General features: G+C 70.6%; 13 protein-coding genes. 8 read left to right on the forward strand and 5 right to left on the reverse strand.

Features of this window, described 5'->3' with window-relative positions; genetic code table 11:
- Positions 1–109: 109 nt before the first annotated feature.
- Entirely contained in the window at positions 110–1036 is a 927-nt protein-coding gene (locus ABD844_RS27395) for a hypothetical protein (RefSeq protein ID WP_344883946.1), read from the forward strand.
- A 194-nt stretch (positions 1037–1230) separates the two neighbouring features.
- Here ABD844_RS27395 and ABD844_RS27400 read toward each other — a convergent pair whose 3' ends face one another.
- From ABD844_RS27400 to mshB, 3 genes are read right to left on the reverse strand one after another with little or no spacing between them, the layout of a single operon-like run.
- Positions 1231–1725: a flavin reductase family protein gene (locus tag ABD844_RS27400; protein WP_344883949.1), complete on the reverse strand. Its 495-nt coding sequence runs from the start codon at positions 1723–1725 to the stop codon at positions 1231–1233.
- Positions 1726–1742: 17 nt separating this feature from the next.
- Entirely contained in the window at positions 1743–2159 is a 417-nt protein-coding gene (locus ABD844_RS27405; RefSeq protein ID WP_344883952.1) for a DUF6113 family protein, read from the reverse strand.
- Positions 2160–2170: 11 nt separating this feature from the next.
- Positions 2171–3076 carry an N-acetyl-1-D-myo-inositol-2-amino-2-deoxy-alpha-D-glucopyranoside deacetylase gene (gene mshB / locus ABD844_RS27410; RefSeq protein ID WP_344883956.1) on the reverse strand — a complete coding sequence of 302 codons (906 nt, stop codon included), beginning with the start codon at positions 3074–3076 and terminating at the stop codon, positions 2171–2173.
- Between the two features lie 32 nt (positions 3077–3108).
- Between mshB and ABD844_RS27415 the strand changes: the two genes are divergently transcribed.
- Positions 3109–5172, forward strand: a complete 2064-nt coding sequence (locus ABD844_RS27415; RefSeq protein WP_344883959.1) for a S9 family peptidase — start codon at positions 3109–3111, stop codon at positions 5170–5172.
- Positions 5173–5668: 496 nt separating this feature from the next.
- Entirely contained in the window at positions 5669–7132 is a 1464-nt protein-coding gene (locus tag ABD844_RS27420) for an alpha/beta fold hydrolase (RefSeq protein WP_344883962.1), read from the forward strand.
- Between the two features lie 209 nt (positions 7133–7341).
- Here the strand turns inward: ABD844_RS27420 and ABD844_RS27425 are convergent, their stop codons facing one another.
- Both ABD844_RS27425 and ABD844_RS27430 read right to left on the reverse strand, forming a co-directional pair.
- Positions 7342–9111, reverse strand: coding sequence for an ABC transporter ATP-binding protein (locus tag ABD844_RS27425; RefSeq protein WP_344883965.1), 1770 nt, complete (start codon positions 9109–9111; stop codon positions 7342–7344).
- 605 nt (positions 9112–9716) lie between these two features.
- A complete protein-coding gene (locus ABD844_RS27430) occupies positions 9717–11405 on the reverse strand; it encodes an ABC transporter ATP-binding protein (RefSeq protein WP_344883968.1) in 1689 nt (562 codons plus the stop codon).
- A gap of 969 nt (positions 11406–12374) precedes the next feature.
- On the opposite strand from ABD844_RS27430, the gene ABD844_RS27435 reads away from it, so the two are divergent.
- Genes ABD844_RS27435 through ABD844_RS27455 form a run of 5 tightly spaced genes read left to right on the forward strand, consistent with a single transcriptional unit; the run spans position 12375 to position 19375 of the window.
- Positions 12375–15878, forward strand: a complete 3504-nt coding sequence (locus ABD844_RS27435; RefSeq protein WP_344883971.1) for a nitrate reductase subunit alpha — start codon at positions 12375–12377, stop codon at positions 15876–15878.
- Positions 15878–17479 (forward strand): nitrate reductase subunit beta, encoded by a 1602-nt coding sequence (gene narH, locus ABD844_RS27440; protein ID WP_344883974.1) that lies wholly within the window; start codon positions 15878–15880, stop codon positions 17477–17479. The genes ABD844_RS27435 and narH overlap by 1 nt, the downstream gene beginning before the upstream one ends.
- Entirely contained in the window at positions 17476–18030 is a 555-nt protein-coding gene (narJ, locus tag ABD844_RS27445) for a nitrate reductase molybdenum cofactor assembly chaperone (RefSeq protein ID WP_344883977.1), read from the forward strand. The genes narH and narJ overlap by 4 nt, the downstream gene beginning before the upstream one ends.
- On the forward strand, positions 18027–18758 hold the full coding sequence (gene narI / locus ABD844_RS27450; RefSeq protein WP_344883980.1) for a respiratory nitrate reductase subunit gamma: 732 nt from the start codon (positions 18027–18029) through the stop codon (positions 18756–18758). Before narJ ends, narI begins: the two co-directional genes overlap by 4 nt.
- A complete protein-coding gene (locus ABD844_RS27455) occupies positions 18755–19375 on the forward strand; it encodes a phosphotransferase (protein ID WP_344883983.1) in 621 nt (206 codons plus the stop codon). Before narI ends, ABD844_RS27455 begins: the two co-directional genes overlap by 4 nt.
- The last annotated feature ends 46 nt before the right edge of the window (positions 19376–19421 follow it).

The following is a 19421-nucleotide window of genomic DNA, read 5'->3' on the forward strand; positions in this document are numbered from 1 at the left end:
GGGCGCGCTGCTCGGCACCGTCGCACTGGCAGGAGCCGGCGGAGTCGCGATCACCCAGACGTCAGCGACCGGTCCCCTACAACTCACTGACACCTCTCTCAATGCCCGAATGGCGTTAGCCGGCGACCCCTCGACGTCGCTGCCCGGCACGCCGCCGCCCACCCCGACCGCCACCGTGTCACCGACCCCGACCTCGACTCCCACCTCGACGGCGAGTCCCACGAACGGGGAGTACACCGCGGAGACGAAGGTGGTCAAGCGAAGAGGCGTCTCCTACCTGAACGTCTCGGTCGACTACGAGGGTGCGGCCCTCTTCAACGTCGAGCAGACGGTGTGCAAGAAGGCATCGTGCAAGACGGCGAGCATCGACCTCACCGTCATCAACGGTGACAGGAGCGCCACGGCCCGGCTGGGCTCGGGCACGTACAAGAAGCGCGGGCAGGCCGCCGTCAAGATGGCGCCGCTGCCGACCGTCACCGTACGCGAGACGGTCACGGTGACCGAGCCGGGCCCCACGGTCACCGTCACCGAGCCGGGGCCGACGGTCACGGAGACGTTCACCTGTCAGCCGTACGTCGAGCCGACGGACGCCGTTCCGCCGAGCGAGGAGCCCACGGGCACCGTCTCGCCGACGGAGACGACGTCACCGACCGGGAGCGTGACCCCGACCGTCACGGACACACCGACGCCGACACCGACGGACACCGAGACGGCGACGCCCACGCCGACGGACACCGCGACCGAGACCCCGACCCCCACCCCCACCGTGACTCCGACGGAAACCCCGACCCCCACCGTGTCGCCCACTGGGTCGCCCACTGACTCACCTACTGGGTCGCCCACGGTGAGCCCGACGGAGACGTCGACCGAGCCCCCGACCGAGATCCCGACCTGTCCGCCGCCGTCCGCGCCTCCGACGGAGCTTCCCACGGAGAGCCCAGTGCCGACCGACACGAGCGCCCCGACTGAGACCGGCGTCCCGACCGAGACCGCGACGGCCACACCGACGGAATCGGCCTCGGCCACCGCCCAGTGAGGCCGCCCAGAACGGCCGCGACGTAAGGCCGCGACCACCCACATGATCGAGCCAGGCGCCACGCGCCTGGCCCGACTCATGCCACCCCACCGCCCGCCGCCTTCGTCACGGCCAGACGCCGCGCCGCGCCGGGACTCGACAGAGCCAAGGCTCAACAGGCAGCCAGGACTTGACAAGCAGGTGACAAGCCGACCTCAGAGGGACTTGTAGGCGCCCTCGTGGTAGATGAGCGGCGCCGCCTCCGACGGCATGTCCAGCGCGCTCACCCCGCCCACCACGATCGAATGGTCGCCGCCGTCGTGCACCGCCGTCGTCTCGCACTCCACGGTCGCGATCGCCCCCTCGAACAACGCCACCCCCGTCTCCCCCCGGTAGTGCGCCCAGCGGGTGAACTGCCCGTTCATGGGCCGTCCACGGTGGGCGAAGAAGCGCGAGGCGTCCTCCATCGAGGCCGGTAACACCGAGACCCCCCACGTCCCGGCCTCCAGGACGGCGTCATGGAAGCGGGACACCTTCTCGGCACAGAACAGCACGAGCAGCGGTTCGAGGGAGACGGAGGTGAAGGAGTTGATCGTCATCGCGTGGTCGACGTCGCCCACCCTGGTCGTCACGATCGCGACTCCGGTGGCGAAGCGGCCGACGACCTTACGGTAGGTTCCAGGGTCCACGTGCCGCTCGATGGAATGCACCTAGCTACTTTATGACGCTAAGTCGGATTTTTCGGAGGGTACCCCCGCAAGAGCCATGAACCCCCTGATGACGAGGGCGAAAGCAGATAGGCCACGACCAGGCCCAGCAGTCCCCCGTACAGGTAGACGTAGCCCGGGGCGCCGGAGGCGATCACCAGGTCCCCCGAGCCCAGCTCCAGAGTGAACGGCATCGTCACCAGCAGCCACCCCAGAGCCGTCGCCATGACCCCGAGCCGCGCGCGCATCAGCTTGCCCGCCCCCAGGCACACCCCGAACAGCGCCAGCACCCACACGACCGCCGCGCCCGGTATCGGGCCGACGGGCCACTCGGGGTGCGTGAAGCCGCCCACGACCGCCATGACGACCCCCAGCACGAACAACATGCCGTACGCGGCCCCGCCCAGCGCCGATTCGGCCTGGTTGCGATGTTCCATGTCGAACGAGGTTAATGGATGCCGGAGAAGAGATCGTTCTCGCGGTTGTGCGGCTCGCCCAGTCCCCCGGCCTCGATGGGCGGACCGGGCACCGCGGGGCCGGGCACCCCGACGGCCAGGATGTAGTGCTCGACGCCGAGCACCTCTTGGCCGATGTTGTTCGACAGCGCGAACCAGGGGGGCTCCACGGTGATCTGGGTGGCGTGCGCGCGCATGGCCTCCACCTTGTTGCCGATCCAGGGGCGCGCGTCGATCTCTGTGGTGATGTCCGCGTCGGTGCTGCCGAACGGCATGTCCTCGACGTCCTCGACGTAGAACCCGCTGCCGGCCTCGCGCAGCACCTCGACCCCGCGGCGCATGACGGACCTGGCGACGGCCGTGTGGTAGAGCTTCGCGATCTGCCAGGGCTCGCCCTCGCCGAAGCCCGGTTTCGCGGCCAGCTCGAACGCTCTGCGCGAAACGCGGTGGGCCTGGATGTGGTCGGGGTGACCGTAGAAGCCGTTGTCGTCGTACGTGACGAGCACCTGCGGGCGTACCTCGCGGATGACCTTGACCAGCTCGCCCGCGGCCTCGTCGAGGTCGGCGCCCCAGAACGCCCTCGGGTGGTCGTTGGCGGCCACGCCCATCATGCCCGAGTCGCGCCAGCGGCCGGGCTCGCCGAGGAAGCGGTGGTCCTCGACGCCGAGCGCCTGGCAGGCGGCGGCCAGCTCGCCCACCCGGTACGGGCCGAGCGCGTCGTCCTGATCGGCGGCCAGATGCGCGAGATCGTTGGGGACGACCTCCCCCTCCTCGCCGAGCGTGCAGGTCACCAGCGTGACGTGGGCGCCCTCGGCGACGTATTTCGCCATGGTGGCGCCGGTGCCGATCGACTCGTCGTCCGGGTGGGCGTGCACGAGCAGGAGCCGTCGATCAGTCATGCCACGAGCGTAGCAATGGCAGGATTGAGGCCATGAGCGAGAGTTTCCCGCGTCTGTCCGCCAGGACCCGCCGTTTCACGCTGGGCGTGCCCAGAGGCTTCACGATCTCCCCCGACGGCGGCCGGGTGGTGTTCCTGCGGACGAAGACGGGCACCGACCCGGTGACCTGTCTGTGGGAGCTCGACACCGACACCCACGTGGAGCGCCTGGTCATCGACCCGCGCGCGCTCCACGGCGACGACGACGACGTGCCGCAGGAAGAGCGGGCCAGGCGCGAGCGCAGCCGGGAGGCGGCGGGCGGCGTGGTGGCGTACGCGACCGACGCCGACCTGACCAAGGCGTGTTTCGCGCTGTCCGGCGGGCTCTACGTGGCCGAGCTGGCGAGCGGGCAGTGGCGCAGGCTCGACACCCCGGGGGCGGTCATCGACCCCCGCCTGTCCCCTGACGGGCGGCATGTCGCCTATGTCACCGGGGGCGCCCTGCGCGTGCAAGACCTGGGCACGGGCCGCGACCGCGCGCTGGCCGAGCCCGAGTCGGAGACGGTGACGTACGGGCTGGCCGAGTTCATCGCCGCCGAGGAGATGGACCGGATGCGCGGCCACTGGTGGTCGCCGTCGAGCGACGCGCTCCTGGTCGAGCGCGCCGACGAGGCCCCCGTACAGGTCTGGCACATCGCCGACCCGGCCAACCCCGAGCGTCCCGCGACGGCCCAGCGCTATCCGGCCGCGGGCACGGCCAACGCGGTGACCGAGCTGTTCGTGCTGGGGCTCGACGGGTCGCGGGTGGCGGTGCCGTACGAGGAGGAATACCTCGCCACGGCGGCCTGGGACTCCCACGCGCTGTCCATCGTGACGCTGACCCGCGACCAGCGGACGATGCGGCTGTCCGAGATCGATCCGGCGACCGGCGCCGCCACCCTGGTGCGCGAGGACACCGACCCCGCCTGGGTCGACATCGTCGGCGGCGTGCCCGCGCACCTCGACGACGGCTCGCTGGTGTGGGTGGCCAACTCCGAGGGCGGGCACCGGCTGTTCGTGGGCGACCGCGCCGTCACGCCGCCGACGTTGCAGGTGCGGGCCGTGCTCGACGTCGATCACGACAGCGTGCTGTTCAGCGCGAGCGGCGATCCGACGGAGATACAGCTATGGACGTGGGACGGGCATTCGCTGCTGCCGGTCTCGACCCGTTCCGGGGTGTTCTCGGGGCGGATGTCGGGCGGCGTCGGCGTGCTGACCGAGCAGAGCATCGACGCCGAAGGCGTCTCCACCACGGTCGTACGCCGTGACGGCATGGCGGTCCCGATCCCGTCCTTCGCCGAGCGTCCCGGCCTTGAGCTGCGCGTGTCGCTGGGCCGCTCCGGCCGCCGCGAGCTGGCCACCGCCGTGGTGCTGCCCACGTGGCACGAGCCGGGGTCGCGCAAGCTGCCGGTGCTGATGGACCCGTACGGCGGGCCGCACGCGCAGCGGGTGCTCAACCGGCGGGGGGCGTTCCTGGAGAGCCAGTGGTTCGCCGAGCAGGGCTTCGCCGTCATCGTGGCCGACGGGCGCGGCACCCCGGGGCGGGGCACAGAGTTCGAACGCGCCGTGCTCAACGACCTGGCGACCCCGGCGCTCGAAGACCAGATCGACGCCCTGCACGGGGTGGCCGAGCAGTACGCCGACGACCTCGACCTGACACGGGTGGCCATCCGCGGCTGGTCGTTCGGCGGTTACCTGGCCGCGCTCGCGGTGCTGCGGCGTCCCGACGTGTTCCACGCCGCGGTGGCGGGCGCGCCGGTGACCGACTGGCGCCTGTACGACACCTGCTACACCGAGCGCTACCTGGGCGATCCCGAGAAGCAGCCCGAGGTCTACGAGAATTCCTCGCTGTTCGCGGACGCGGCCAAGCTGGAGCGCCCGCTGCTGCTGATCCACGGCCTGGCGGACGACAACGTGGTGGCCGCCCACACGCTGCGCCTCTCCTCCGCCCTGCTCGCCGCCGGACGTCCGCACAACGTGCTGCCGCTGTCGGGGGTGACGCACATGACGCCGCAGGAGGTGGTGGCGGAGAACCTGCTCCTGCTGCAGGTGGACTTCCTGAAGAAGTCCCTGGGCTGACCCGCCGTACGGCTTCTGGCAGCCGTACGGCTGGCGGCCGTACGTCTGTCGGCCGCGCGAGGGTCGGCGCTGGCCGTACGGCCGTCGGCCGCGCGCGGGCGCTCCGAACCACGCTCAGGGCGCCGTGCACAGGGCCCTGAGCACTGGCCCTGAGCACTGGCCCTGAGCACTGGCCCTGAGCACTGGGCCTTGAGCACGGGGCCCTCCAGCCAAAGATCCGACATTCTTGGCCCGGTTCCTCACACCGAAGCGCCACCATCCGAGCCATGTGCACGAGACCCTCCAACCCAGGGTCTGACAAACCTGGGTCCGACTCCCCACCCCCAAAGACCAAACCTCGGTCCGACGCGATCCGACCACCCGCTCCGGCATCGTCAACGCCATGCGGAAACCCCTGCCCCTCACCCCGAGCCAACCCCCCACCCCAAGCCGACCCCTCACCCCGAATCAGCCCCCCACCCCGAGCCGACCCCTCGCCCTGAGCCAGCCCCTGACTGTGCGCCAGCCTCTCGCACTCAGGCTGCCCCTCACCCTGGGCCGCCCCCTCGCTCTCCGGCTGTCCCTCGTCCTGGGCCTGCTCCTCACCACGGCCCTTCAGCCCTCGGCACCGGCGGCCGCCCAAAGCGCCGCCGCCCCACCGCCGTCCAGCCTCACCTGGCAGCCCTGCCCCGGCGACAAGATCGGCATGGCCTGCGCCGACCTCCAGGTCCCGGCCGACTGGCGCAAACCCGACGGCCGCAAGATCACCCTCAAGGTGGGCCGGCTCAAAGCCACCGGCACCTCGGAAGGCGCGGTCCTGGTCGCCTACGGTGGCCCGGGCGGCCCCGGCATCGCCATGACCCAGTCCCTGTCCGGCTGGTGGTCGAAGCTGCGCCAACGCATGGACATCGTCACGTGGGACACCCGCGGCTACGGCAGCGACCAGTTCCAGGGCCTCAGCACGGGTCTGCCCTGCACCTGGACCCGCGTCCCCATCGCCGACTTCCCGCGCGACATGGCTGACTTCGGCCGCCTGTCCGACACCAACCGCGGCTACGCCGAAGCCTGCCGCCTCAAGGATCCCGAGCTGTTCGCCAACATGAGCTCCGCCGACCACGCCCGAGACATGGAAGCGATCAGAACGGCCCTGGGCGACGCAGCACTCAACTACTACGGCGCCTCCTACGCGGGCTTCTACGGCCAGGCGTACGCGCGGCTCTATCCCGGCCGCGTCCGCACGATGGTGCTCGACGGCACGGCCAATCACAGCGCCGCCGACTGGTCAGGCGAGTCAGAGGCGATGGCGCGTACCAACGAAGAGTCCATCCGCCGCTTCTTCACCTGGTGCGCCTCCAACGGCTGCGCAGACGTACCCGGTCTCTGGCGCAAACTGATCGCCCGCGCAGACCGCACGCCCATCCCCACCAAGACGGAAAACGTCGCCTACCAGGCCGGCGACCTCCAGTCCTTCGCCCTGGGCATGGCCCGCCAGGGTGCCCCGGTCTGGCCCAAGCTGGCCGAGGCCATCCGCAAGGCGAGCAAGGGCGACGCCTCCGACTTCGTACCGGCCCGTGGTGCCCGCTACCCCGACCAGGCCACCCCTGTCACGGAGTGCACCGACTGGCCCCGCTTCGCCAACCTCAAGGAGATGACCGCCGCGCTCACCAGGCTCCGCAAGATCGCCCCCAACGTCGGTGCCGCCAACACCCTCGCCTCGGCGACGCTCAACTGCATCGGCTGGCCCGTACCGGTGACCAACCCTCCGTCCGCCCTCCCCAAGGGCCTGCCGCCCCTGCTCGGAGCGGGCGCGTGGGGTGAGTCGGACGCGGTCGAGCGCGTGCTGTCCCAGGTCCCGGGCAGCGCCGTCATCCGCCACAACGGCCCGGGCCACACCCTCTACGGCAGCAACCCGTGCGCCCGCGACCACATCAACGCCTACTTCACCGCCGCCACCCTCCCACCCAGGAAAACCCAGTGCTGACCTCGCCCTCACCCTCACCCTCACTCCGGGCGACACCCTCACCTTCACCTTGGCCCTGGGCAGCCCCCTCACCCTCACCCCGGCCCTCGCCCCCGCCCTCGCTCTCGCTCTCGCTCTCGACGCCAACCAAGCCGAGATCAGAGTCGAGCCCACACCAGGGCCAAGCTCCAGCATCAGAGCCAGTCCCCAACATCACAGCCAAGCCGACGTCAGGAGTGAGTCGTGGACGTGGTCGTGGTCGGGGTGCCGTGCCAGCTTCGCCAGAGCGCCGCGTACGAGCCCCCCTCCTCGACCAGTTCCTCATGCGCCCCCAACTCGCTGATCCGCCCGTCCTCCACCACGGCCACCCGGTCCGCGTCGTGGGCCGTGTAGAGCCGGTGCGCGATCGCGATCACCGTTCGTCCTTCCAGGACGGCGGCCAGCGACCGTTCCAGGTGCCGGGCGGCCCGTGGGTCGATGAGGGAGGTGGCCTCGTCCAGCACCAGGGTGTGGGGGTCAGCGAGGACCAGCCGGGCGAGCGCGAGTTGCTGCGCCTGGGCGGGCGAGATCACCTGCCCGCCCGAGCCGACCTCGGTCTCCAGTCCCGAGGGCAGCGCCTGCACCCAACCCAGCGCGTCCACCGCCTCCAGGGCTCTGCGAACGGCCGGGTCGGAGGCGTCGGGGCGGGCGATCAGCAGGTTGTCGCGGAGCGTGCCCTTGAACACGTGATGTTCCTGGGTGACGAGCGCGACGTGCCCGCGCAGGTCGTTCAGGGGCAGGTCGACCAACGGCACCCCGCCCACGGTGACCGACCCCGTACGCGGCCCGTGGATGCCTGCCAGCAGCCGCCCCAGCGTCGACTTCCCCGCCCCGGAGGGCCCGACCATGGCCAGCCGTTCGCCGGGCCGGAGGGTCAGCGACACACCGTGCAGCACGTCGCGTCCCTCCCGGTAGGCGTAGCGGACGTCGGACGCCTCCAGCAGCTCACCCGACGGCCGCGCGGATCCGCTCACCCGATCGTCCGGTACGTTGGCCACGCCCAGCAGCCGGGCCATCGAAGCGCCGCCTACCTGCAGCTCGTCGATCCACATGAGGAAGCGGTCAAGCGGGTCGATGAGCTGTTGCGCGTACAGCGTGGCGGTGGACACCTGGGCCAACGTCACCCACTCGTTGGTGTAGAACAGCCCGCCGACCAGCAGCGCCGCCACCACCGGAATCACGTAGCCCAGCTCGACGGCGGGATACCAGGTGGTACGAAGCCCCAGCGTGTAGCGCTCGGCCCCGAACGACCGTGCGATGTCCCGATCGGTACGGTCCCGCCGCCGGTCCTGCAACCCCAGCGCCTCCACGGCCCGGGCGCCCTCGACGGTCTCGGCCAGCCCTTCTGTCATGTCGGCGTAGGCGGCATTCTCGCGGAGGTAGCCGTCGCGCGCACGCCGCAGGTACCAGCGGGTGGAGATGTAGATCACCGGCCCGGCGGCCAGCATCGGCACCATGAGCAGCGGGCTGACCAGCAGCAGCGCGCCGATGGTGATCACGAAGGTGACCATGGCGATCAACGTCTCGGGCACGGCGTGCCGTACGGTGCGAGACAGCGCGTCCACGTCGCGGGACGTACGAGTGATGAGGTCACCCGACCCGGCCCGCTCGATGGTGGACAGGGGCAGGCCGAGCACCCGGTCCACGAAGTCCTCGCGCAGCTCGGCGAGCACCTTCTCGCCCAGTTTGGCCGAGGCCAGCACGGCATACCGCATCAGGACACCCTGCAGCAGCAGGAACGCCCCGATCGCGGCGGCCACGACGACGACGTTGACCTCAACGCCGTACTGGATGTTCTGCACCAGTTCGCCGAGCTGCCACGGCACGACCAGCCCTGCGACGGCGGCCAGGCCGTGCAGGAGAAGGGCGAGCGCAAGCCGACGCGGATACTTCAGCGTCAGACGGCGGGCATAGGCACGCACTTGTTTGCGGTCGGCGACCGGCAGGATCTCACGGGCCATCGGTTTCAGACTCCTCCGCCAAAGTGTCGGGGCCTGAGAACGAGCCCTCCCCCAACCAAACTGCCGCCGTCCCTCGAACGGACGCCAACCGCCCCCAGACTGTCGACGAAAGCCCCACCGCCCCATCCCACCTGGACACTGCCGAGCTTGGAAGGCCCAGCCACCAGACTCCGCAGGGGCACTGAGTCTCGTAAGGGCACCGAACTCCGCAGGAGCGCCAGGCTCCGTGAGGGCACCGAACTCGGCGGGGGTGTCGGGCTCTGCAGGAGCGCCAGGCTCTGTGGGGGTGTCGGCGTGAGCCGGAGGAGCCAGACTCTGTGGGGACACCGAACTCGGCGGGAGTATCGGGCTCCGTGGGAGCGCCAGGCACCGTGGGGGTGTCGGTATGAGCCCGAGAGCCGGACTCCATGGAGCGCCAAGCGCCGTAGGGGTATCGGCGTGAGCCGGAGAGCCGGACTCCGCGGGAGCGCCAGACTCCGCAGGGGTGTCGGCGTCAGCCGACGAGCCCGACTCCACGGAAGCACCAGACTTCGCAGGAGTGTCGGCATGAGCCGGAGAGTCGGATGATGCTGATGCCCCGGCTGCTGGATGTCGCGGGTCATGGGTCAGCCCTCCCCGCGCGTCACGGTTGCCGCGTATTCGGGGGATTCGTCAAGGAGCTGCCGGTGTGTCCCCTCGGCGAGCACACGCCCGTCCTCGACGTAGATCACGTGCTGGGCGCGATCCAGCACCAGCGGGCTGGTCGTACAGATCAGGGTGGTACGCCCCGCGCGGGCCGTGGCCAGCCGAGCGGCGATGCGGGCCTCGCTGTGGGCGTCGACGGCGCTGGTCGGCTCGACCAGGATGAGCACCTCCGGGTCGGTCAGCAGCGCCCTGGCCAGCCGCAGCCGCTGCTGCTGTCCGCCGGAGAACTCCCGCCCCGCCTCCGCCACCGTCGCGTCGAGCCCGTCGGGCAGTGCCTCGACGATGTCGGTGGCGCAGGCCGCCTGCAGCGCCTCGCCGATCTGCTCGCCGGTGGCCGTGCCCCGGACGTCGAGTTCGTCGCGGAGTCGGCCGTTGAACAGCCGGGCTCCGTTGTCGGCGACCAGAATGCGCGAGCGCGCCTCCTCAAGCGGCAGCGTACGCAGCTCCACCGCCCCGAACGTGACGTCACCGTCGGCGTAGCGACCGAGGCGGTCGGCGATGGCGATGGCGGCCTCGGGCGTGTCGGCGGCGACGGCGGTGAGCGCGCCGGGTTGGAGCGTGACACCGCTGTACGAGTCGCGCAAGACGCCGCCCTCGCTGCTCGCGTTGCCTCCGGTGATCTCGGGTTCGATGGACAGGATCCGGATCACCCGCCCGGCCGCCACGTGCCCCTTGGTGAGCTTGTCGGCGGCCTCGGTGAGCGTGCGCATAGGCCCGATGAGGAACACCGCGTACAGGTAGAACGCGACGAGTTGCCCTGTGGGGATCTCCCCCGCGACGGCGAACGAGGCGCCGATCCCGGTGACGATCGCGATGAGCAGACCCGGCAGCACGATCTGCGCGCCTTCGAGCACCGACTCGACGCCCGCGACGCGCACCCCGGCCAGGCGAACGCGCTGCGACTCCGTACGGTAGCGCCCGGCGAAGACCTGCTCACCGCCGATGCCGCGCAGCACCCGCAGCCCTGCCACGATGTCGGCGGATCGAGTGGACAGGTCACCGGTCAGCTCGCGATGCGCGTGCTGGCGCTTGTGCAACGGCTTCAGCAGCGGCCCGACGGCGACCGCCATGAGCGGCACCCCGAACAACACCAGCAGCCCGAGCGGCAGCGAGGTCGAGATGAGGATCACGGTCACGGTGACGATGGCCACGATGGAGCCGGTGCCGCGCAGCAGGATGTCCATGGAGCTGCCGATGTGGGCGATGTCGGAGTTGCCCACGCTGACGACCTCACCGGTCGAGAGCCGCTTGGGCAGCGTGGCCCCGAGCCTGGCGGCCTGCCTGGAGGTGAGCTGTACGGTGCGATAGGCGGCGGCCAGCCAGTTGTAGACGGCCATCCGGTGCCGCATGATCCCGGTGAACGCCTGTATCAGCCCGAGGCCGAGCAGGATCGCCGACCACAGCAGCAGCGCCTTGGTGTCCTTGGCGGTGACGGCCTCGATGCCCTGCCCGAGCACCGCCGGCATCAACGCCTGCACCAGCCACCACGCGATCGCGAAGCCGATGCCCACAAGCAGGGATGGCGCCTGCCGCCGCGCGTTCCACCACAGAAAACGCAACGGGCTGCGGATGTCGGGCACGCCGGGATCGGCCTCAGGAAGGGAGCGCATAACCTGTCAACCTTGACAAGGCACCCCCGGGCCCGGCAAACCATTTTCGCCGCCGCGCGACCACTCACCCCCACGAACGCGAACACCATCCACAAGCACCGCACACCCACACCCACACCCACACGAACGGCCGGCCCACACCCACGCAACCGCCCCCAACCACACCCACACGAACGCCCCGCCCACACCCACGCAACCGCCCCCAGCCACACCGCACGGACGCCCGCCACCCAGACCACGTGACCATCTCACACCCACCCCAAGTGACCACCCGACGCCCACACCACGTGAACGCCCCCCCACCCACACCACGTGAACGCCCCCACGCGACCGCTCCGGACCTTGACGACGTCCATGACCTCCCCCGCCGCCGTGACCTCCCTGCCGCCCTCGGATCCCCGACGCCCACCGAAACCGCCCGCGCGCTCCAAGCCGTGGCACCCTCCGGAACCTCTCCACCCCTCAAAAACCTGACGCCCTCCGGAATCCGGACGCACCTCAGTACCTGGGCGCCGCACCTCAATACCTGAGCGCACCTCAATACCTGAGCGCCCTCAGCACTTCTGCGCGCGACAGCACCTGAACGTCCCTCAATACGCGAACGTCCCTCAATACGTGGACGCACCGCAGCACGCAAACGTCTCTCAGCACGCGAACATCCTTCAGCGCGTGGACGGCACCGCAGCACGCGAACGTCCCCTAGCACGCGAACGTCCCTCGACACGCGAACGTCCCTCAGCGCGTGGACGGCACCGCAGCACGCGAACGTCCCCCAGCACGTGGACGCACCGCAGCACCTGGACGTCCCTTGGGATCCGCAGGCCCCTCAGGGCCGTGGCACACCCCGGACTCCGGACGTCCCCGTGCACCTTCGCGCCCCCGGCGCCTTTGCGAAGGCCAGAACGTTTACGCAGCACAGACATGCACCCTACGTAACTAAAGAGACACCATATGTGATGAAGTGAGGGTATGACCGCCGAGGACCTCCTGCTCAAAACCGGCCGCTTCCTGCGCCGGTCGGCCGACAGATCCACGAGCGGCGACCTCCACACCCTCTACCTGAAGGGCGGCACGGAAGGCGACGTCTACTACCGTGACAGGTGGAGCCACGACAAGGTGGTCAGGTCCACGCATGGGGTGAACTGCACGGGTTCGTGCTCGTGGAAGGTGTACGTCAAGGACGGCATCATCACGTGGGAGAGCCAGGAGACCGACTACCCGAGCGTGGGCCCCGACCGCCCCGAGTACGAGCCGCGCGGCTGCCCGCGCGGCGCCGCCTTCTCCTGGTACACCTACTCGCCGACCCGGATCCGCTATCCGTACGCCAGGGCTGTGCTGGTCGAGATGTACGTCGAGGCGAAGCGCCGCCTGGACGACGACCCGGTGGCCGCCTGGGCAGACATCACGACAAATCCGGAAAAGCGGGAAATCTACCAGCGCGCCCGAGGCCACGGCGGTCTCGTCCGCGTCGCGTGGGACCTGGCCACCGAGATGATCGCCGCCGCCCACGTCCACACCATCAAGACCTACGGCCCCGACCGGATCGCCGGGTTCTCCCCGGTCCCGGCCATGTCCATGGTCTCCCACGCCGTCGGGGCCAGGTTCGTCTCCCTCATCGGCGGCACCATGCTCTCCTTCTACGACTGGTACGCCGACCTCCCTGTCGCCTCCCCCCAGGTGTTCGGCGACCAGACCGACGTGCCGGAGTCGGCGGACTGGTGGGACGCGGCGTACCTGATGCTGTGGGGCTCCAACGTGCCCGTCACGCGCACCCCCGACGCCCACTGGATGGCCGAGGCCCGCTACCGCGGCCAGAAGGTCGTGGTGGTCTCCCCCGACTACAACGACGCGGCGAAGTTCGCCGACGAGTTCCTCGCGGTCCGGCCCGGCACCGACGGCGCCCTCGCCATGGCCATGGGGCACGTGCTGCTGAAGGAGTTCTTCGTCGAGCGGGAGACGCCGTACTTCGCCGACTACGTCAAGCGCTTCACCGACCTGCCGTTCCTGGTCACGCTGGAGGAGCGCGACGACGCGTACGTGCCCGGCCGCTTCCTGACGGCCGCCGACCTGGGCTCGCGGGAGGAGGCGGCCGGGTGGAAGACCGTGTTCATGGCGGAGTCGGGCGAGCCGGTGGTGCCGAACGGCTCGGTCGGCTTCCGCTGGACCGACTCCGGCGCGGGCCGCTGGAACCTGCGCCTCGACGCACCTCCGAAACTGACCCTGTACGGGGGCGAGACGGCGCAGGTGCTGCTCCCCCGCTTCGACGGCGGCCACTCGGCCCGGCGCGGCGTCCCCGTCCAGCGGGTCGCCGGTCACACGGTCACGACGGTCTACGACCTCCTCCTCGCCCAGTACGGTGTCCACCGGCCCCACCTCCCCGGCACCTGGCCGAGCGGCTACGACGACGCCGCGGAGCCGTACACACCGGCCTGGCAGGAGCCCATCACCGGCGTTTCGGCCGATCGGGCGGTGAAGATCGTCAGAGAGTTCGCCAAGACGGCGGAGGCCACCCGCGGGCGCTGCATGATCATCCTGGGGGCGGGCACGGCGCAGTGGTTCCACGGCGACACGATCTACCGCGCCTTCCTGTCGCTGCTGATCCTGACCGGCTGCCAGGGTCGCAACGGCGGCGGCTGGGCCCATTACGTGGGCCAGGAGAAGTGCCGCCCGCTGGCCGGGTGGGCCCTGCTGGCGGGCGCGCTCGACTGGTCGCGCCCGCCGCGCCAGGTGCCCGGCACCACGTTCTGGTACCTGCACACCGACCAGTGGCGCTACGACAACTTCGACGCCGGCGAGCTGACCAGCCCGCTCGCCCCTGACACGTTCCGCGGCAGGCACACCGCCGACCTGGTGACGGAGTCCGTACGCAACGGCTGGACGCCCATGTCACCGGCCTTCGACCGCAACCCCCTCGACCTGGGCGACGCCGACGACCCCATCGCCCACACCCGCTCCGAGCTGGAGGCGGGCCGGCTCAAGCACGCCGCGGAGAACCCCGACGACCCCCGCAACTGGCCCCGCGTGCTCACCCTCTGGCGCTCGAACCTGTTCGGCTCCTCCGCCAAGGGCAACGAGTACTTCCTGCACCACCTCCTGGGCGCCGACTCCAACCTGCCGAACCCCGACCCGCGCGCCCCGAAGGGCAAGCTGGACCTCCTCGTCACCCTCGACTTCCGGATGACCAGCTCCACGGTCTTCTCCGACGTCGTCCTGCCCGCCGCCACCTGGTACGAGAAGCACGACCTGTCCAGCACGGACATGCACCCGTTCGTGCACGCCTTCAACCCGGCCATCAACCCGCCGTGGGAGACGATGACCGACTTCGCCGCCTTCCACGCGATCGCCCGCGCCTTCAGCGCCCTGGCGAAGGAGCACCTGGGCGTGCGCAGGGACGTGGTGGCGCTCGCGCACCAGCACGACACGCCGGGCGAGCTGGCCGGCACCGGCCATCCGGAGCTGACGGTGGTGGAGCGCGACTACGGCGCGGTCGCGGAGAAGCTCGCCGCCCTCGGCCCGCTCACGGAGCGACTGGGCATCCCCGTCAAAGGCGTGACGTTCCGGCCGGACCAGGAGGTGACCTGGCTGGGCGAGCGCTGCGGCCTGGTGCCGCGCGGCGCCGCCAAGGGCCGTCCTGAGCTGGGCACCGAGGCCAAGGCGTGCGAGGCGATCCTGGCGCTGTCGGGCGTGAGCAACGGCCGCCTGGCCGCGCAGGGCTTCCGTCAGCTCGCCCAGCGCACGGGCGAGAGCTTCGACGGTCTGGCCGACCCGCACCACCGCATCCTGTTCAGCGACACCCAGGCCAGGCCGACCCAGGTGGCCGCCAGCCCGGAGTGGTCGGGCAAGGAGGCGCCCGACCGCCGCTACTCGCCGTTCACGATCAACGTGGAGCAGGGCAAGCCGTGGCACACGCTGACCGGGCGCATGCACTTCTTCCTCGACCACGAGTGGATGCACGAGTACGGCGAGGCCCTGCCGATCTACCGGCCCCCGCTGGACCTGGCCGCCCTGTACGGCGAGCGCGGCACCCTGCGTTACCTGACCCCGCACAGCAAGTGGTCGATCCACTCCGAGTACCAGGACAACCTCCTCATGCTCTCGCTCTCCCGGGGCGGCCCCACGGTCTGGATGTCCACCGAGGACGCCCGCGAGCTGGGCATCTCCGACAACGACTGGGTCGAGGCGGTCAACCGCAACGGCGTGGTCGTGGCCAGGGCGGTCGTCAGCCTCCGCATGCCGAAGGGCACGGTGTACGTGCACCACGCGCAAGACCGTCTCATCGACGTGCCCAAGTCGGAGGTGACCGGCCGCCGGGGCGGCATCCACAACGCACTGACCCGGGTGCTGATCAAGCCCACGCACCTGATCGGCGGCCACGCCCAGCTCTCGTACGGCTTCAACTACCTGGGCCCGACCGGCAACCAGCGCGACGAGATCACCACCATCCGGAGAAGGTCGCAGGAGGTGCGGTACTGATGAAGGTCATGGCCCAGATCGCCATGGTGATGAACCTCGACAAGTGCATCGGATGCCACACCTGCTCGGTCACCTGCAAGCAGACCTGGACCAACCGCCCCGGCGTCGAGTACGTCTGGTTCAACAACGTCGAGACCCGCCCCGGCCAGGGCTATCCCCGGCGCTACGAGGACCAGGAGCGCTGGCGGGGCGGCTGGGAGCTGACGGGCGGGGGCAGGCTCAGGCCGCGGGCCGGGGGACGCCTGCGCAGGCTGCTGAGCATCTTCGCCAACCCGCTCATGCCCTCCATCGACGACTACTACCAGCCCTGGACCTACGACTACGAGAACCTCACCACCGCCCCGCTCTCCGGCGACGTCCCGGTCGCGCCGCCCAGATCCGTGATCAGCAACGAGCCGATGAAGATCGACTGGAGCGCCAACTGGGACGACAACCTGGGCGGCGACCCCAGCCCCGACCCGGTGCTGGCGAAGGTGTCGGACGACGTCAAGCTGTCCTTCGAGCAGGCGTACATGTTCTACCTGCCGCGCATCTGCGAGCACTGCCTCAACCCGTCGTGCGTGGCCGCCTGCCCGTCCGGCGCCCTGTACAAGCGGGCCGAGGACGGCATCGTGCTGGTCGACCAGGACCGGTGCCGCGGGTGGCGGATGTGCGTGACGGGGTGCCCGTACAAGAAGGTGTACTTCAACCACAAGACCGGCAAGGCCGAGAAGTGCACGTTCTGCTACCCGCGGGTCGAGGTGGGGCTGCCGACGGTCTGCTCGGAGACGTGCGTGGGCCGCCTGCGCTACCTCGGCGTCCTGCTGTACGACGCCGACCGCGTCACCGAGGCCGCCTCCGTGCCGGACGAGCGCGACCTGTACGAGGCCCAGCTCGACCTCTTCGTCGACCCGCACAGCCTGGCCGCCGAGACCGCCGGGCTGCCCGCCGAGTGGCTGGAGGCCGCCCGCAGGTCCCCCGTCTACGACCTGATCAAGAGGTACCGGCTGGCGCTGCCCCTGCACCCGGAGTACCGCACGCTGCCCATGGTCTGGTACGTCCCGCCGCTGTCCCCGGTGGTGGACGCCCTGTCCACGACCGGCCACGACGGCGAGGACGCGGGCAACCTGTTCGCCGCCATCGACTCGCTGCGCATCCCCGTCGACTACCTGGCCGAGCTGTTCACCGCCGGCGACCCGGCGCCCGTGACCGCCGCGTTGCGCCGCCTGGCCGCGATGCGGTCGTTCATGCGGGCGGTCAACCTCGGCGAGCGGCCCGTCCCGCCGGAGACCGGCCCGCCGGAGGACGAGCTGCGCGCCATGTACCGGCTGCTGGCCCTGGCCAAGTACGACGAGCGCTACGTGATCCCGACCGCGTACGGCAACGTGCCCGGCGTCGTGGAGGAGGGCGGGTGCAGCCTCGACTACGACGGCGGGCCGGGCATGCAGGGCCCGTTCGGCGAGGGGTCAGGCCGGCCGGTACCGGTCTCGATCGAGAGCTTCCACGGCCTGAAGGAACGCCAGACCGGCGACGAGGTCACCCACGACCGGGTGAACCTCCTCAACTGGGACGGCCGCGGCACCCCCATCGGCCTGTTCCCCACGAAGAAGGGCAGATCATGAACAAGCCCGTCGTCTGGCAGGCCGCCGCCCACCTGCTCGCCTACCCCGACGAACGGTTCTGGCGCCGCCTGCCGCTCATCCGCGAGGCCGCCGAACCGCACTTCGGCACGTTCCTTGAGCTGGCGAGCGCACTCGGGCCCGCCGAGCTGGCACCGCACTACGTGGAGACGTTCGACCTGCAGCGGCGCTGCTGCCTGTACCTGACCTACTACGCCGACGGCGACACCCGCCGCCGCGGCGAGTCGCTGGCCAGGCTGAAGCTCCGCTACCGGGCGGCCGGCTGGGACCTGCTCGACGACGAACTGCCCGACTTCCTCCCGGTGATGCTGGAGTTCGCCGCGCTCGACCCGTCGGGCGCCGCGCTGATCGAGGAGCACCGGGTGGGCCTGGAGCTGCTGCTGACGGCCCTGGCCGAGCGCGACTCGCCGTACCGGCACGTGATCGGGACGGTGTGCGCGACGCTGCGGCCGATCACCGCCGCCGAGCGCGACAGGGCCGCCCGGCTGGCCGCCGGCGGGCCCCCGGCCGAGAGCGTGGGAGGCTACCGGTGATCTGGATCGAGAGCACGCTCTGGACGGTGACGCCGTACCTCACTCTGCTGATCTTCGTCGGCGGGCTGATCTGGCGCTACCGGTACGACAAGTTCGGCTGGACCACCCGCTCCTCCCAGCTCTACGAGAGCCCGCTGCTGCGCGCGGCCAGCCCGATGTTCCACTACGGCCTGTTGTTCGTGATCATCGGGCACGTGACCGGGCTGCTCGTCCCCATCCGCTGGACCCACGCCATCGGCATCTCGAACGCCGCCTACCACGCCAACGCGCTCGTCTGGGGCGGGCTGGCGGGGCTGGTCACGCTCGTGGCGCTGGGGCTGCTGATCTACCGCCGCCGCGTCAACGGGCCGGTGTTCCTGGCGACCACGCGCAATGACAAGGTGATGTACGCGGTGCTGGCCGCGGCGATCATCGCGGGCGTGGTGACGACGGTGGCGGGGTTCCTGCCCAGCGAGGTCAGCTACCGGACGACGGTCGCGCCCTGGTTCCGCGGCATCTTCGTGCTCCGGCCGGACACCGACGCGATGGCGCACGCGAGCGTGCTTTACAAGGTGCACACGATCACCGGGATGCTGCTGATCGCACTTTTCCCGTTCAGCCGCTTGGTGCATGCGCTTTCCGCACCGTTGGGCTATTTGTTCCGTCCTTACATCGTGTATCGGAGCCGGGCGGATGGCGCGCCAGGGGGTCCGGCAGGGGCCCGCGTACGCCAGAATCGACCCTTGTGAAGCACGGGTACACCAACAGCACGTTCGGCGACGGCGCCCTGGTCGTGAAGTGCTACCAGGGTCCCGAGGCGGCGTTCAGGCTGAGCACGGAGAGCAGATACCTGCGCCGGCTGCGTGGCCGCCTGCCGGTCCCCCGCGTCCACCAGATCACCGCCACGAGCCTGACCACCCGCTTCGTCGACGGCTCCCACGGCCAGGACCTCCTCGACGACGGGCGGGCGGTGGAGGTGCTGGCCGAGTGCGGGCGCATGCTGGCCCGCATCCACCGGCTGGGCATCGTGCACGGCGACTACGGCCCGCAGAACATGCTGTTCCACCCGGCCACGTTCGAGACGACCGCGATCCTCGACTGGGAGTGGGCCCACCCGGGGCGGCCGGTCGAGGACCTCGCCTGGCTGGAGTGGACCGTACGCAGCCACCACCCCGAGCACGTGCCGCTGCTGCCGCACTTCTTCGCCGCGTACGGCGAGCCCGTGCCCGGCTGGGCCGAGCGGCAGGCCGCCATGGTGGCCCGCTGCCGCGCCCTGCTCGACTTCTGCGCCCGCTGGGAGCCGGGCGGCGCGGGCGAGAAGCTCTGGCGCGAACGCCTCGACACCACCTCCGCCTGGACGGAGTGACCCGCACGCGGGCCGGACGCCCTTGACGAGTTCTGCCGGTGGCCTT

The sequence above is a fragment of the Nonomuraea antimicrobica genome, from assembly GCF_039536965.1.
Classification (GTDB): Bacteria; Actinomycetota; Actinomycetes; order Streptosporangiales; family Streptosporangiaceae; genus Nonomuraea; species Nonomuraea antimicrobica.

What these genes read in the sequence shown, in the direction of transcription:
- narH (WP_344883974.1), top strand. Translation starts at nt 15,878, where the DNA reads ATGAAGGTCATGGCCCAGATCGCCATGGTGATGAACCTCGACAAGTGC.
- ABD844_RS27430 (WP_344883968.1), bottom strand. Translation starts at nt 11,405, where the DNA reads ATGCGCTCCCTTCCTGAGGCCGATCCCGGCGTGCCCGACATCCGCAGC.
- narJ (WP_344883977.1), top strand. Translation starts at nt 17,476, where the DNA reads ATGAACAAGCCCGTCGTCTGGCAGGCCGCCGCCCACCTGCTCGCCTAC.
- mshB (WP_344883956.1), bottom strand. Translation starts at nt 3,076, where the DNA reads ATGACTGATCGACGGCTCCTGCTCGTGCACGCCCACCCGGACGACGAG.
- ABD844_RS27405 (WP_344883952.1), bottom strand. Translation starts at nt 2,159, where the DNA reads ATGGAACATCGCAACCAGGCCGAATCGGCGCTGGGCGGGGCCGCGTAC.
- ABD844_RS27425 (WP_344883965.1), bottom strand. Translation starts at nt 9,111, where the DNA reads ATGGCCCGTGAGATCCTGCCGGTCGCCGACCGCAAACAAGTGCGTGCC.
- ABD844_RS27435 (WP_344883971.1), top strand. Translation starts at nt 12,375, where the DNA reads ATGACCGCCGAGGACCTCCTGCTCAAAACCGGCCGCTTCCTGCGCCGG.
- ABD844_RS27415 (WP_344883959.1), top strand. Translation starts at nt 3,109, where the DNA reads ATGAGCGAGAGTTTCCCGCGTCTGTCCGCCAGGACCCGCCGTTTCACG.
- ABD844_RS27395 (WP_344883946.1), top strand. Translation starts at nt 110, where the DNA reads ATGGCGTTAGCCGGCGACCCCTCGACGTCGCTGCCCGGCACGCCGCCG.